Annotated in this window: 12 protein-coding genes; 3 read left to right on the top strand and 9 right to left on the bottom strand. The window is 38.7% G+C overall.

The genetic code is table 11. The features are described 5' to 3' along the window. Positions 1-166: 166 nt before the first annotated feature. On the bottom strand, positions 167-565 hold the full coding sequence (locus AC0L7T_RS09580) for a response regulator (RefSeq protein ID WP_473342339.1): 399 nt from the start codon (positions 563-565) through the stop codon (positions 167-169). Then, the gene (locus tag AC0L7T_RS09575) at positions 562-5079 is read right to left on the bottom strand and encodes a PAS domain S-box protein (RefSeq protein ID WP_473342338.1); all 4518 of its coding nucleotides are present in this window, start codon (positions 5077-5079) and stop codon (positions 562-564) included. The genes AC0L7T_RS09580 and AC0L7T_RS09575 overlap by 4 nt, the downstream gene beginning before the upstream one ends. A gap of 308 nt (positions 5080-5387) precedes the next feature. On the opposite strand from AC0L7T_RS09575, the gene AC0L7T_RS09570 reads away from it, so the two are divergent. Next, on the top strand, positions 5388-5582 hold the full coding sequence (locus AC0L7T_RS09570; RefSeq protein ID WP_473342337.1) for a hypothetical protein: 195 nt from the start codon (positions 5388-5390) through the stop codon (positions 5580-5582). 306 nt (positions 5583-5888) lie between these two features. On the opposite strand, the gene AC0L7T_RS09565 is transcribed toward AC0L7T_RS09570, so the two are convergent. Beyond that, positions 5889-7208, bottom strand: coding sequence for an amidohydrolase (locus AC0L7T_RS09565; RefSeq protein WP_473342336.1), 1320 nt, complete (start codon positions 7206-7208; stop codon positions 5889-5891). Positions 7209-7307: 99 nt separating this feature from the next. Between AC0L7T_RS09565 and AC0L7T_RS09560 the strand changes: the two genes are divergently transcribed. Both AC0L7T_RS09560 and AC0L7T_RS09555 read left to right on the top strand, forming a co-directional pair. Beyond that, a complete protein-coding gene (locus tag AC0L7T_RS09560) occupies positions 7308-7748 on the top strand; it encodes a c-type cytochrome (protein ID WP_473342335.1) in 441 nt (146 codons plus the stop codon). A gap of 90 nt (positions 7749-7838) precedes the next feature. After that, positions 7839-8714, top strand: a complete 876-nt coding sequence (locus tag AC0L7T_RS09555; protein WP_473342334.1) for an AraC family transcriptional regulator — start codon at positions 7839-7841, stop codon at positions 8712-8714. Between the two features lie 72 nt (positions 8715-8786). Here the strand turns inward: AC0L7T_RS09555 and AC0L7T_RS09550 are convergent, their stop codons facing one another. Genes AC0L7T_RS09550 through AC0L7T_RS09525 form a run of 6 tightly spaced genes read right to left on the bottom strand, consistent with a single transcriptional unit; the run spans position 8787 to position 16156 of the window. Beyond that, complete coding sequence (locus tag AC0L7T_RS09550) at positions 8787-9974, bottom strand: sialidase family protein (RefSeq protein ID WP_473342333.1); 1188 nt, start codon at positions 9972-9974, stop codon at positions 8787-8789. 45 nt (positions 9975-10019) lie between these two features. Continuing rightward, positions 10020-11030 (bottom strand): hypothetical protein, encoded by a 1011-nt coding sequence (locus AC0L7T_RS09545; protein WP_473342332.1) that lies wholly within the window; start codon positions 11028-11030, stop codon positions 10020-10022. A gap of 25 nt (positions 11031-11055) precedes the next feature. Beyond that, entirely contained in the window at positions 11056-11994 is a 939-nt protein-coding gene (locus AC0L7T_RS09540) for a dihydrodipicolinate synthase family protein (RefSeq protein WP_473342331.1), read from the bottom strand. Further along, complete coding sequence (locus tag AC0L7T_RS09535) at positions 11991-13130, bottom strand: sialidase family protein (protein ID WP_473342330.1); 1140 nt, start codon at positions 13128-13130, stop codon at positions 11991-11993. Before AC0L7T_RS09535 ends, AC0L7T_RS09540 begins: the two co-directional genes overlap by 4 nt. A 12-nt stretch (positions 13131-13142) precedes the next feature. Beyond that, the gene (locus tag AC0L7T_RS09530) at positions 13143-14645 is read right to left on the bottom strand and encodes a sulfatase family protein (RefSeq protein ID WP_473342329.1); all 1503 of its coding nucleotides are present in this window, start codon (positions 14643-14645) and stop codon (positions 13143-13145) included. A 32-nt stretch (positions 14646-14677) separates the two neighbouring features. After that, positions 14678-16156, bottom strand: a complete 1479-nt coding sequence (locus tag AC0L7T_RS09525) for a RagB/SusD family nutrient uptake outer membrane protein (protein WP_473342328.1) — start codon at positions 16154-16156, stop codon at positions 14678-14680.

Here is a 16156-nt window from a genome sequence, read left to right as displayed (position 1 = left end):
TTTCTAATAATTTTATTGGCTTAAACAAGCTATTAGGCCAAAATAGATAAAGTATACCAGAAGCGCATCAAATTTAGAAGGGAAATGTTTTTCTGATTTATTGCTAAAATTAAGTCATAAAAATTTTTATTTATACCGATTTAGAATGCCTTCAGCCTTAGCTACCCTAATTATTCTCCTCGTATATTATTTCAATTTCCTTAAGGGTGATGGGTTTTTCGATGTATCGCTTTACATACTTATTATTGGCTGAAAAATCTAAATCCCTTTTATCAACTGATGAAGAAAGAATATAGACCGTAATTTGGTCCTTTATTTTATTGTCAAGCAAACTGTAAGTTTCAAGAAACTCCCATCCGCTCATAATTGGCATAATAATATCCAGCAGTATAATCGATGGTATGGGCTGGTCAATAGTATATGCTGTTTCCAAATAGTGAATACATTCCTTAGGCAATGTAAAATCTACTATTTCTATTTCTGGCGACACCCGCTTGATATAAATCTTGCAAAGGAAGTTATTCCAATTATCATTATCAATTAGAATAAAGCGTGTTGGTTTCATATTGGGAATTGGATAATGAACGATGTACCTTTATTTACTTCACTTTCTATATTGATTTTCCCACCCAATGTTTCAACTTGTGTTTTTGTCATAAATAGCCCAATACCTTTACCTTCAGTGTTTTCATGAAAGCTTTTGTATAAGCCAAATACATGGCGTCCTTCCTTCTTCATATTTATTCCAAGGCCATTGTCTGAAAAGTGAATTTCAATTTTATTTTTAAATTTATAACTTTTAATTATGATGACAGGTGAGAGACTAGGTTGTCGGAATTTGATGCTATTCGATATAAGATTATAAAAGATGCTGTGGAGATAGCTTTTTAAAGTCAACATGGTCTCTACGGCATTGAAATCTGTTTGAATCCGTACCTGTTGCATTTTTATTTGGTCATTGATACTTATCTGGATATTTTCAATCAGGTTTAAAAAAGAAACACATTCTTTTTTTTCTGTCAGATTGTTTTTTAGCTGTAAAATATTATTGAGGTCAAATATAACCCCATTGAGTTTGACTACCGATACAGAAAGACCATCCATCAGTTCTTCCTTTTCAAGTTCTTCCAAATCTATTGTCCGCAAAGCCTCTGAAAGGCCCATAATATTGGCAACTGGAGCACGAAGATTGTGTGAGACAATATAAGTAAACTGTTCGAGATCTTTGTTTCTTTGCATAAGGTCTGAGGTAATTGCCGCCATTCCTTTTTCATTCTCTTTTCTCAGGCTAATGTCAGCAAAATTGGCTATTAAAAGTGGACCATTAACGTTTGATAAGGAGGCGAGACGTACTTCACTTATAAATTCCTTTCCATTACCATCAATCAGTACCCATTCAAAAACGGTTTTCTTTCCCTTCACTGCTTTCGATATCAATTCCCTCCCTTTTTCTTTAGTTGACTTACCATCTGGCTGGAACAGAGGGCTTACATCCGCAGGTCCTTTTTTTATTAGTTCCTTAGCAGAATATTTAAGTAACTTAAGTGCATTCTCATTGTATTTGGCAAAGTTCATGGTTGTTGTATCAATTACAACTATGCTTTCGGGTGCGGATTTAAAAAATTCACGAAAACGTCTTTCACTATGTTTCAGTTTTTCTGCTGATTTAAAGCTTTTGGTCACATCCTGCATGGTGCCATTGATCCCACTGGGCTTACCATCGATATCAAACCGGAATTTACTTTCTGAATGAATATGTTTAACAGAACCATCTTTAAGCACGATGCGGTGGTCAAAGGATGTAGGAGATAGGCTCAGAAGGGATTTTTCTATTTTATTTTGTATCATTTTCCTATCATCAGGATGGGCAAAATCCACCCAATCCTCTGACGACAATTCATGCTGGTTAGCGGGGAGTCCAAATAGCCGGGCTCCTTCATCAGATAAGAAAAGGACCTTGGATTCAAAATCCAATTCCCAACTACCGAGATGGGCTATTTCCTGGGCAATCTTTAGTTTAACTTCACTTTCTTTTAATTTATCCCCACTTAGTTTATGTTCCGTTATATCTTGAAAAATCCCATAAAATCGAAGAGGAATACCATTTTTATCAAATTCAAAATCCCATTCACTGTAAATGTATTTTGTAAGGCCATCTTTTGTGATTATCCTGGAATAAAAATGTGATGCTTCAAATGTTTCTAAAGTTTTTTGGATTGCTAGTTTTACCTCGGCAACGTCTTCAGGATGAATAAAGGATAAATAAGCTTCGACAGAAGGTTCCATATCTTCTGGTTTGATGCCACAAATAGTATAAAACTCGTCTGACCAACTGTGAATCCCTGTAGCTAAATTAATTTCCCAATTACTTATATGTGAAAGCGCTTGTGCTTCATTTAACCTGGCTTCACTTTCCTCTATGGTTTTTCTTGAAAGTACCAATTCTGAAACATCCACCAAAAAGAAAAATATACCATCAATTTCCCCATCCTCTTTTCTGTGTGGTTGGAACAAAAAATTCAAGTATCGATCAACAAGTTTTCCGTCATTCTTAACGTCAAGTTTAAAAAGATATTCATTGGCAGAAAAAGCTTTTCCTGTTCGAAATACTTCATCTAACTTTTCAATAAACCCTTGTTCTATAATCTCAGGCAATACCTCTTTTACAGATTTACCAATAATCTCCCTTTTACCAATTAATTGTAAATAGGGCGGATTGGCCATGACAAAGAGGTGGTTTGGACCATTTAAAACCCCCATGCTGGATGGAGCTTCATAGAACAAATTGAAAAATTGAAGCCGCTCAATTTCAAAAGCTTTTTCTAATCTCTTTTTCTCGGTAACATCTCTTGCAATCCCATACCTAATTTGGTCTTTTATGTCCCAGCGGGCAGACCATTCTATGGGAACCAGTGAACCATCTTTTCGTACATAACGGTTTTCAAAATAACCAAGATTATTGCCCTCCATCACTTTAGCTGCCGTTAGTTCGGTTTTCTCAATGTCTTCGCCATAAACGAAATTGATAAGCGGTTTGCCAATAAGTTCCTCCGGCTTGTATCCCCAAACGGTTTCGCTTGCCGCACTTACCTTTAAAAATTTACCATTTGCATCCACAGCACAAATTACATCAAGCGATGAATCCATTATTTTAAACAGGTCCCTAAGGGCGCGTTTTCGTTCATTGTTGGTGACGATCAGCTTGTTTTCTGCAAGTTTACGGTCGGTAATTTCCTGGTGGGCAATCACTACCAATACTTCATCCATTTCAAATCTTTTTATATGCATCCCAAACCAATGTTGCGCATTAGGCGCATGGCAAGGGTATTCAAGATAAAAATCTTTTCCTTTTTCGTTTAAAACTTCCCGAAGCCCCATTAAGGAATTTCCTGCAATTGTGTACCCAGATTCTACAGCTTTCAAGCAATCTGTAAAGAAATTACCTCCTATTTCGGGGTGTAAAAAATCAAATTCCGCATTTTCTATTGAAAACTTTTTCCACGATTCATTTACAGAAATTATTAATCCTTTAGCATCCATAACCGCAATATGGGCACTTAAAGCATTGATTACACCGCTATTAAATTCCTTACTTTTGCGTAGTTCATTCTCTGCTATTTTAATGTTTGTGATGTCTCGGGAGTAACAGGCTGTACCGATTATTTCATTTCCTTTCTTTATAGGGTAATAGGAAATTTCAGACCAGATTTCATCTGGAAAAGAGAGGTGCTCTATTTCTACAAAATTTTCTCCAGTAAAGGCTCTTTTATATTGCTTATTTAAATGACGAACGTTTTCAGTAGTGTATGCTGCTAAAAATATGCTGTCTCCTTTGGAAATTACTTCTCCAAATTTACGCATAATCATTTTATCAAAGGATATGTTGGAGGTGATCAGTTTAAAATCACGGTCAACACTCCACATCAAATCAACTGTGCTATTGTTTAATGCAGTTAGGTTATTTTTATCGAATTCATGCAGTTTTTCAGCAATCCTTTTTTCGGTAATGTCCCTGAAATTTGACACCAATGCCTTGATGGCATCTTGCTCAAGCATATTTGTAATACTTCCTTCACACCAAACCCAATTACCGTTTCTATGGAGTCTCCTCTGTCGAAAAGAAAAAGATTGGCCAGGAAATTTCAATAAGTTGTCCCAATTTTTCAAATACTCAAGAAGATCATCCGGATGAATTAAATCCTGATGATTGCGTTCCAGGAATTCATCGAATGAATAACCAAGTGATTTTTTTACAGAAGGGCTACAATACGAGAACTTACCTTCTTTTGTTATTAGCGTTTTCATATCAGTGCTGTTTTCTATCAGCGCAAGAAACCGCAATTCATTTTCAGCTAAACTTTTTAAGGTCTTTTTATGTATTCCCTCTTTTTCAAAAAGATCAATTCCAAAGGAGATATCTTCTACAACCTCCTTGAGCATTTTAATTTCCTTGTCGGAAAACAAATTGGTATCAGCCGTATACAAATTAAAGGTACCAATAACCTTTTCTGATTTTTTTATCCGAAGAGAAACGGCAGACATAAACCCACGTGAAGCAGCATAATCTTTCCACCAGATATGTTCTTCCTCTTGAATATTTGGGATGGTACAATATTCCGATTCCTGTAAATTGGTTTCGGTCAAATCATCAATATGAAAAGTCCCATCTGAAAATAATTGTATATCCTCTTCCGTTGCTCCACTGCTTGCGATAAGTTTAATCTTATTGTTTGAAAGGTTTGTAATCCCGATCCAGGCCATTTTGAAATTGCCGATTTCAATAGCTATCCTACAGGCCTCGTTAAATAAAGTATGCTCATCATTTACCCTTGAAATGGTTTTATTAATATGGCTGATAAAAGAAAAAAGACGGTTGGCTTTATTTAAATTCAAATCAGATTTAACAAGTTTGTCATTTAAATCGATTAGTTCCGAAGCCCTGTTTTCTATTTCTCTGTGTTGTAAAGCAAGCTTTTTATTGGCTATGATCAGTTTTGACTCTCTTTTTTCATTCTCTTTTATTTGGAAAACAAGTTCTTTATTGGAATTGCGCAACTCCTCTGCTAGATATTTTTCCATATTAAAGCGTTTTATGTTGACAATGAGGTGAAAGCAATAACAAAAGTATAATGCGCTTTCACAGGGGAGCAAATAAAACGATATGAGGCCTTCTATCCCCAGTAAAACAAAGGTACCTACCTATTACACCTGTATAAGGTATACATAAATTAACAACTCTTACCTATTTCTTACATTTTGAACCTCAAGTATTTAGACTTCCCGCTGAGGTTTATAAAAGCACCAATGAAGATCGCCACTTATAAAGTTTACGGGGCATTTTGTATAAACGGTTGCAATAATCGATCCAGACTTTTTCATCAGGAGTGATGGATTCAATTGAAAATCAGTCGATCATTGCGCATACGGTCAATGCGTTCCTGGCATATTGTCAATCTTTTAGAGCAGATCAATTGGAGGGAGGTGGTTTTACCTTAGGGCTGATTACAAATCCTATTGCTTATCCTGGGTTAAATCCCGGATGTGCAATAGACCTTCTATGTGATCAAATCAATACCCGGTGAAGTAGGGATAGGCCCTATGACCCCATTGCGAAATTCAAGGTCGTTTTTACGAATTCCTTCTCATTTACTTGCGATATTTCTTGTTCCTCTATCTATTAACCGAATCAATAATTCATAATATGCGACTTAATAAACACATTAAAAGATAGACCAAAGCTCTTAACTAAAACAAAGTGCCTATTTGCGTAAAAAAACATTTTCGTTGGTCCCCATTTTGCTAAAAAAAATGGGGAATAGCTCCTCTATTCCCCAATAAAAATAATTGCTTCTTATTAAGTCTTATTGCTTTAATAAACCCTTTTCAACTTATTTCTTTTTCATCTCCATATAGTCAATTGTCAATAGGGACAATGCCCTAACACCCAACACAAATCCACTTTCATCCAGGTAAAAATCTGGCGTATGGTGAGAAGGGGCTTCCTCAGGGTCACCATCAACAGGCATTGCGCCTAAGAAAAAAAACAGCCCCGGTTTTTCAAGCTGAAAAAAGCTAAAATCTTCTGCACCCGTTACCGGATCATGCACCCACAGGTTTTCTTTTCCTGCAACTCTTTCTAAGGTAGGTTGCATTTTGGCCGTCAATTCAACATCATTAAAAGTAACAGGGTACATTTTTTTAATGCTAACATCTGCCTCGGCCCCAGCACTTTTAGCGATATTTTCCCCAATCTCCCTGATTCGACGGTGAATAAGTTCCTGCTGCGGCTGACTATAGGTACGGATTGTACCGATCATTTCTACCTTCTCGGGTATTATATTGTGTCTAACCCCACCATGAATGGCTCCAATGGTAACAATCGCCGGAATCTCAATAATTTTCACATTTCTACTCACCACTGTTTGCAATCCCATAACAATCTGAGAAGCAGTGACGATCGGATCTATGGAAGACCATGGATATGCACCATGCGCCTGCTTCCCATTAACGGTAATCTCAAGCTCATCTACTGCTGCCATGGCTGGTCCAGGCTTGTATTTGATAACTCCAGCAGGTGTTTGAGAATTGATATGAAGGCCAAAAATTACATCAACATCTGTCATCACTCCTTCTTCCACCATTTGCTTGGCACCCCAGGTATCAATAGACTTGTCCTCTAAACCCTCTTCAGAAGGTTGGAAAATAAATTTAACCGTTCCTTTCAAGTCCTTTTGCATTCCAGAAAGCACTTCTGCTACCCCCATTAGAATGGCCATATGAGAATCATGGCCACAGGCATGCATGACACCACTTTCTTGCCCATTATAGGTGGTCATTACCTGAGATTTAAAAGGTACATCTGTACGCTCTGTAACGGGTAATGCATCCATATCCGCTCTTAAAGCTACTGTAGGACCAGGTTTCCCTCCTTTTAAAATACCTACCACACCTGTTACAGCAACTCCTTCAGTCACTTCCATACCCAATGACTTTAGGTGAGCTGCCACTTTTCCTGACGTTTTTATTTCTTCATTGCCCAACTCAGGGTGCTCATGAAAATCTCTTCTCCACTCGATAACCTGTCCCTCTATTTCCTTGGCACTTTCGTTAACCTGTTTTTCCAATTTGCTCTGAGCCATTGCGGTACCCGCAAGTCCGAGACTGGCAATGCTTGCCAAACTAAACGTAAACCTAAATAATCTCCTCATATCCAAATTTATAAATAAACAGGCAGTAGATTGTCATGGCTTGTAAATTTTTGATAAAAAATATAAGGACAAGTTTATCTTTTTATATTAAATTTGGTGATGGTTCAAGTTTTTCTTTATAGATGGGTGTCTTTATGGCTTATTTTAGCAAGCCTGATATCGGTTTCATGTGATTCCAATGAGAAGGAGGAACATCTTCTCTCTGAAGGAGAGCTACGACAAAAGAATTATATTAGAAAGATCCCGGGAAAAGATGAGGAAGTACCTGAGGCTGTCTTGTCAAGAGGAGAAGTACTTATCGCCTATGCGGGATGTTATGATTGTCATAGAATAGACAAGAAGTCTAAAGGACCAGCATTCACAGACATTGCCGAACGCTACCCGATTCAACCTGCTTACAGAGATTTACTGGCAAGAAAAATTATTACAGGAGGTTTTGGCTCCTGGGGAAACCCGGTGATGGCTGCCCATCCCGACATAAGTTTTGAAGATGCCCAAACCATGGTCTATTATATCCTGTCGTTGGACGCACCCACCTGATCCCCTAATACTTTTATTTCACCTTTTGGCACACTGTAGTTTCGATTTGCTTCAATTTTTTCTAAATTAATAGGGTTAAACAAAAGAGCTATGAAAACCATAGAAGTAAGACTACCGCAAGAATTTGACAAATCGTTTATAGTCTTTAAGGAAAAAGGAACCCATTTCCCTTGCCCTTGGCACTATCATCCTGAATACGAATTGGTATTGGTTTTAAAAAGTACAGGCAGAAGAATGGTGGGAGACCATATAGGCCATTTTGAACCTGGGGATTTGGTTTGCATGGGCCCCTATCTTCCTCATGTTTGGGTCAATGACCCCATTTATACCAATGGAGAGGCTGATCATGAAGCGGAGGCCATAGTTATTCATTTTCAAGCAGATTTTTTAGGCACTGATTTTTTACAAATCCCAGAAATGGAAAACATCAAAAATATACTGGGGCTTGCTAGCAGAGGAATGGCATTTACTGGAAAAACGAAGGAAAAAATAACTGCTTTAATGACAGAAATGGTTGATATGAATGGAATCCAAAGGCTTTCAAGTCTGCTTTCTATTTTTGACATTCTTTCGCGAAACAAAGAATATCAATTGCTGGCAAGTCCTGGCTATATAGATAGCGAGCCTGAGGGATCTGACCGGCTTACTAAAATAAAAAACCATATTTTGACTAATTTTGACCAGGAAATTACCCTTTCAGAAATAGCTTCTATGGCCAATATGGGTGTGACAACCTTTTGCAATTTTTTCAAAGAACAATACCGGATCACTTTTGTAGAATACCTTAACACTGTCAGAATTGGGCATGCTTGTAGGTTGTTGTCCAATGAGGACATTAATATTGTAGAGGTGGCCTTTGCTTGTGGATTTAATAATTTGGCTAATTTCAACCGTCAATTTAAAAAGCTTAAAAAAATGACCCCTTCAGATTATAGAAAAGTGGTCAATATTCAAGAAGTGGCTTGACATAAAAATAAAAGCCAATTTGCAATTAACGTCTCTTCTTGGTGACATTAACTGCAAATTGGCCAGTAACAATTAGTTTATTTTCAAAATAGAACCGGCAATGTGTCTGTTCTTATTGTCTGTATTGAAGTAATAAGTAACCAAGACTTTGTCATCTCCCATGTTCACTGCCCATGGATAGCCAATATCTGTGCTTCCTCCATCTTCTCTAATTATAATCTCCTCAGCAGTAGCAAAATCGGTACATTCAGGATTTAAAATTCTCGCCCTAATACCGTATGGCTTGTGGCGGTAACCATAAATCAAAAAGACACGATCGTCTGGAAGTCTTAATGCTTGAAGAGGATGCCCCTGGAAGCCCATAGACTCCCACTGATCAAATGTTTTGCCTCCATCTTTGGACCTTGCGATGACTGCCTGGTCCTCAAACTTAGCTGTACGAATAAAAGCGATGATATCACCTTTGGGTGTTTCATAAGCTGAAGCTTCATTAAAGACCACCTCATCATCTTTAGCCACAGTACTTAAGTGTTCCCAAGTATTTCCTTTGTCATCTGAAACCAAAAGATAGTTGGAGGTTTTCCGTCTTTCTTCATTATCACTTGCTGCAACAATCCAAAATATCCTTCCACTTTTCCCTTCATACAAGGCCCCTCTATTATAGGCAGGAACCTTATTGCCCATTGGGGTATAGTTTACCTCAGGGGCAATAGATGGTGGGTAAATCGGACCTTTCCAGGTTTCTCCTCCATCTAGAGATTTAACCAGGTAGCCTCCAAGAAATACAGTGCCTTTGGCATTGGCAAAATGAGGCTTTTTTATGTTTTCCAAGCCATCATCTTCCAGAAATGCCCAACCATAACTGGAACATAAAAGCGTTCCATCTTTTAGTTGTAAAAGACAGGGATCCTGAGAACCACCAAAAGCATGGGAATAAATCAGTTCAGGCTCTTTGCTCCAGTTCTCACCATCTTTTGAGGTCACACTTACCAAATAACTGTTTGGGTCTACATGGCTATTTCCCTTCTCTTTAAAGTTTACAATTCTGTCAGGAGCCCTTCTAAACGCCACGAGGTATTCTCCATTGCTTTTCTTAACCACTGAAGGGAAGGTAGCATAATAGCTATTGTCCTGGTAAATGATAAAATCTTTGATCTTGGTGGCCGGTTCGGCCGCTCTGGTGCTGTCCGATGCGTTGCTAGCATTAACTGCAAAACTGTTTAAAATTAAGACAGCAATTATTAACAAGTGTTTTTTCATAAGTATTATAAATTTGTTGTAATCTTTTTCTTAGTTAGTCAGGTATTATTTGTAAAGCGCTTTGATCGGGATTTTAGTCAGGTAAATACTGGTTTTTTCCTCATGGCTGGAATAATAGACAAACCATAGCTTCTTTTTGTAAATGACCATCCCAGGATAGCTGGTATCTCCCCCACTTGGCAATTCTATTGTTTTACTAATATTGCCTTCAAGGTCAGTCACATGAATAACTGTTTTCGCTCCAGTTTTTCTATAATCTCTGGTTCCCATAACAAGGGTATTGTTATCCAAAAACAGAAAATTGGGTCCCCCTAATTGTTTGGTTAATTTATTCGTAGTCCAGTTTTTATAAGGGAAATCACTTTTGGCCAGGACTCCCATCTTGTCTCCTGCCTCTCTCCTGATCAAAACGAACATTTTCCCATCCTTATCAAATCTAACGGTGGATTCATTTGGATTACCATCAACGGGTATTTGTGAAACGTGTTTGAAATTAATCCCATCAGTAGTTTTCAACAAGTGCACTTCCCATCCTCCCACTTTATTCTGGTATACTACGCCGTAGCCCACACCTTTGTGCCAGGTCAGACTCCATATCCAATCGAGAGAAGGTTTCATGTCCATGGTCGCTTTTTGTAAGGAAGAAAAATTCCCTCCCTTTGTGTCAGAAAATGAAACCATGGGATACAAAATTTTGTATCCCCCTTCATATACGCCAACAGCAGTCAACACCATTATACGCCCTTCAGGGGTTATGGACAATCGAGCTTCCCTTACATCCCTGTCATCTTCTTCCAATAAGGTTACGCTTTGCCAATCTTCTCCATCTTTCGACTTTAAGATTCGGATGGCGCCACTTTTATCGGGCATATGGTTATTTCCTTCTCTAAGGGCAATGTAAAACTCACCCTTGAACCTGATCATATCAGGGAAGGCATTGTGGGGCGCCTTGTCCCAGATTTTTTCCACCTCCAAAGAATCTTTTAAGGATTCATTGGAAAACCCAGGAATGATCCCAATGAATATTACTATCAAAAATAAAAAGCTAGTTTTCATAATAGGTACGTGTAATAGGTTTTAATTAATTTAAATCCCTGAATAATTCAGGAACTGATTTATTCAACTGTATTCGTTTATCCAAACTTCTATCCGGATCAATACCTAAATAAGGCCATCGCAATCGGGTTCCTGTCCTTGACCAAGCTCCAATATTGGCTAAAAACTTATCTATGGCCACATCACAATATCCTTCTTCCAGTATCAATGGCATGATTTCTTTTTCAAAAAACAGCAAAAGCTGCTTTTCAATCTCCGCGGCTTGCTCAGGTTTATGAAACATCATCTGGTACCATTTTACTACAGCTTTAGGATGCAAACAGGCTATGTTGGAATAAGATCCTTTTGCTCCTTGTTTGATGCCTGTAACCATGTAATGACCTGGGATAAAATAGGAAAATGGCTTAGGTAAGTTATTCATTTTTGAATACCATTCTTTGTCTCCTCCTCCTGTTTTGCATCCGATAACAGGTAACCCTTCCATTAAAATATTGGCATAGTCCTCCGGAAGAAGTTTTTGTTTGGCATGTGGTGGGTTATAGATAACCAGTCCTATAGGGGCCGCAGCGCTAGCCATCTTTTCCAGAAATTTGAGCGTCTCCTGAGTGTTGGTTTTGATCCAATCAGGCAAAATCACCTGAAAAGCACAGGGTGAGAGTGATTTCGCTCTTTTTATTCGGGCCAGCGAAATTGATGGGCTGGAATGTCCACAACCCATTTGGAAGGGTAAGCCAGCCTCTTCTGCGGCAATAGCCACTGTTTCACTCAATTGATCAAATTCATTTTCAGTTTGATTATAAAACTCCCCTGCTGATCCATTTGTGTAAATACCATTTAATCCCGCATCAATTGTATATTTCAGCGCATCCTCTAACACTTCCCAATCGATGGATTGATCCTTTAATATAGGGAGCTGGACGGTGCCCCAAACCCCATGTATTTCTTCTGCCGAAAAAGGTTTCATGGTTGGTAAGGGTTTTTCCAAATAATTGTCCCCATATGGTACCTTTGATGTGATTCATTTCCATTAGAATAAAAGGCTGTTAAAATACTTCCATCTTCCAATTGAACACTTGAGGGATACCCACAATCCCTGCTTAGTAAATCATCAATAAGAATAAATTCCTCGGACCATGTTTTACCTTTATCTTTACTGAATTTTGCAGCCACACCGAATTCACCTTCTTTTCTATTTCCATAAGTAAGCAATAAGTCCCCATTTGCTAAGGAGGTGATATGGCCAGGATGTTGTTTTTCTTCCGTCAGCTGACGCTCCAATGCCCAGCTTTTGCCATCATCTTCACTCACAAACAAATCCATAGCTGCTCCAGCTTTCCATCTTCTGGCAACAGCTATCCATTTTTTTGGATCAGTTTGAAAAAATGCAGTTTCATTATGTCCACCGGCAAAAGCAGTGGACCCCTTGGCATCACTTATATGGGATACCCAATGCCAGGATTTTCCCTGGTCATCACTTCTAAAAAAAGATACTTTGTTGATTTTTTTATCTAAAGATTGTGCATAGGCAAGTACCCTCAGGCTTCCATCGGCGGCTTCTAATACATCCCCAAAAGGGATAAATTGTGTCATCCCAGTTTCGGCCAAAGGAAAACCATTTTTAAAAACTTCCCACGTTTCTCCCCCATCTTCAGATAAGGATACCCAGGCACGGAGGACACCAACAAGTTCCTTGGTACCGTCAGAAGATTCTCCATCTTTTAATTCCCACCCGGAGGCCAATACTACCAAATCACCTGATTGGTTTCTTCCAGCAGCCACATTCATGCGGTTGGTTCCTGGCACATTTGGTGCAGCAACACCTGATTTATTCCAAAATCTACCCCCATCCACTGTAGACCAGACTTCTACACTTCCTTCTCTTCTGGCATGACTGGGTTGGTTAAAAATACTTGCATGAATACTTCCGTCTCCAAGCATTGTGAGATTTGGCCAGGCACATACATTGTCAATAGAAACATAGCGATGCAAAATTTCCACCTTTTCACCTTTGATTTTTTTTAAAGGAGCATTAGGAGGAAATAAAATTAGCCAAAAGGCTGGCATAAGTAAAAAAACGGGAATAGACCAAAAGATTTTCATAGTAACTAACGGTTAATTGTTAAGGTATTCCAAGTACTCCCATTTAAAACCCTCCACCTTTCGGTAACTATGATCAGGGTAAAGAGTATTTATGGAATCCATTTCAAAGGTGTATTTTCTTAGTTTCTCGGCTGATAAAAAAGGGTCCCCGGTGTCTTTTCTCCATGCTGCAAGTGCTTCTTTCATGGAGTCCAACACATTCGTCATCTCTGGTTTTTCAGCTAAATTCTCAAACTCCCAGGGATCTTCCTGTAAATCATACAATTCCCAGTCTGGAGGTTTTCTCCAGATTTCATAAGCCTGGCGCACCTTTTCGGCTGAGGCTGCGATCTCTTCAATAGTAGCACCAGAACCAAAATCAGGATTGGCATAGGCCTTAAAAGCAGGGAATTCCCCTCTGCCAACGTCAATATTTTGGATCAGTTTGTATCGCTCGCCCCTTATACTCCTTCTAGGGTAATAAAATACAGGTGAGGCTCCTTCTCCATCTGCCCCCAGATAGGTCCTCCAACTTGTCTCCTCTCCATTCTTTGTAAATAAATCCATCAAGGATCTTCCTGGTAAATTAAAATCACCTGATGTCCCTGTTAGATCTAACACTGTAGGCAAAATATCAATCACAGAAATCAATTCTTCTCTACTTGAACCAATTTCTTTAATTTTTTCAGGATAGGAAATGATAAACGGAACTTTCAGACCACCTTCATAATTGGTAAGTTTTCCCCGACTAAATTGAGCTCCATGATCACTTAGGTAAATAATACAGGTGTTGGATAAATCACCTAAACTATCCAACAACATCCCTATAGATTCATCCAACCTATTCATGCAATTGTAATAAGCTTCAGTTTGGTCCAGCAATCTTTCATTATTTACCCCGACAAAAGGAAGTGTTTCCTTAATCTTATTCCGATCTACTTTCTGGCTAGGTAAACCTTCCACTTCGTTCTGAAATGGCAAGTGGGCATCTGGGAAATTCACCATCAAAAAGTAGGGGTCTTCTGATTGACTGACAAATTTCTTTGCCTGCGAAGCATAATCCTTTAAGCTTTCTTTTTTGAAATTGGACCCAGGCAATGCTTCAAAATCAAAGTCGAATCTTTCAGCAGGGTTAACGTGAACCTTACCAAGGATTCCTGTCCTATAACCTGTTTCCTTAAGGTAGTTGGGCAAAACTTTTATCCCGGAATATAATGCATAATAGTGTGTAGCCCATCCGAGCTGCCCGTTTTGATGTGGGTATAAGCCGGTGAAAATACTACTTCGGGAAGGACTACATACTGCATAGCTGGTATAGGCATTAAGAAATTTAACGCCATTTTCAGAAAGCTTGTCCAGGTTTGGGGTGTGTACGTGTGTATTCCCGTAACACCCCAAATCTGAACTATTGTCCTCAGAAACAATCAGCAAAATATTTGGTCTGGGACTTGCTGCTTCTTTTGAATTACACCCAGAGGTAACTCCACACAAAAGTGCAAGCAATACCAAACCTATTTTCATTTGGTTAACAATCATTTCCTCTGAGTAATCAAGCTTTCATGAATTTATTAATACCCTGGATTCTGAGTGATTTTATTTTCCAAACTCAAAATGCTAGTAGAGATAGGCCATAGGATTTTTTGTTCTGGATTATCTTTTTCACTTAAAGTAGGAAGCATTTCGATGGCTTTGTCAAAACGCACAAGATCCCACCATCTTTTACCTTCAAAGGCCAATTCTCTTAGCCTTTCCTCCAGGATGATCTCATCGTTTTCTTCTACAGAACCTGCTGTAAAGGCATAATCACTGTATTGATCACCGTAGGCACGCATTCTGACTTGATTAATCTCCAATGAAGGATCTTCTCCCAGGGCATTTTTGGCTTCAGCGATCATCAATAAAACATCAGCATACCGGTATAAAATAATGTCATCAATAAAATTTCTACTACCCCCTATTACTGTACCACTTCCCTTTGTTACTATTGTTGTGTAATAAGTCAAAGCTTCATTCTCCCCGATAGTATATATTTCATAAAAGGAGGCATCCTTCCTTTGATCATCATTGGTGAACAAGGATTTAACATATGCTGTAGGAACTGTAATATTATTGCTCCCTCCACCTATTGCTCCTATTGTTTCCCTTGCTTCTGCAGAAATATTGGCAGGGATAGCACTTCCGATGAGATACATGGCGTTGAAATAATTATTACCAGCAGATTCGAGTTCGGCAAATCTTACAGCCATAATAACTTCTTTGTTGCCCTTATTGTCATAATCAAAGACATCAGCAAAATTATCCAATAAATCCACATCTGTGTTTTGAATGTCCTCTAATGCGTCCAATGCAGTTTGAAGATCCGCGTTGCCACCTCCCATTTGTTTGGCGGTCCAAAGGTAAACCTCCCCTTTAAGTGCGCTAGTGGCTGGCTTAGACCAGAACATCTTATTTTCTGCGTAGCTATTGTCAGGAAACAGCTGTAAAGCTTTATCAATATCTCCTTTTATGAATTGAAAAATCTCACTTTGTGCGGTTCTTTCAATTTGCGTCAACTCAGGATTTTCACTTTCCGTTGGATCCATACGCAAGGGTAAATCACCCCAGGTTCTCGTCATTACAAAATAGGTAAATGCTCTCATGGTATATGCCTCCGCCAAGATGGTGTTTTTCCTGTCTTCAGATGCAAAGTCAATTCCTGGCACATATTTGAGAATTAGGTTGGCACTATTTACCAGTGTATACAAACTCTGCCAACTTGGCCCTGCATCATCAGGTTGCAAGCGGTTTGTGTAATACTTAGCCCATCCGCCATCGCCCACAGTCCCAAGGGCTACAACATCGGCTCTTGCTTCTCCAAGATAATACAAGGTAGAGGTAGAAATACTTCTGAGGTTGACATACATTCCAATCAAGGCACCTTCTGCATCCCCTTCTGTCTTCCAGAAAGACTCCGTGGTAATCACACTCGTAGGTGAAACATCCAGCAGATCGGAACAGGAGCCGAATAGAAATAGGCTTATAATTAAAGCTATATTTAAGTTTTTCAT

The organism is Cyclobacterium sp. 10D3-21, assembly GCF_055809755.1.
The sequence above is the reverse complement of the archived record's forward strand: the minus strand, read 5'-3'. Positions and strand labels throughout refer to the sequence as shown.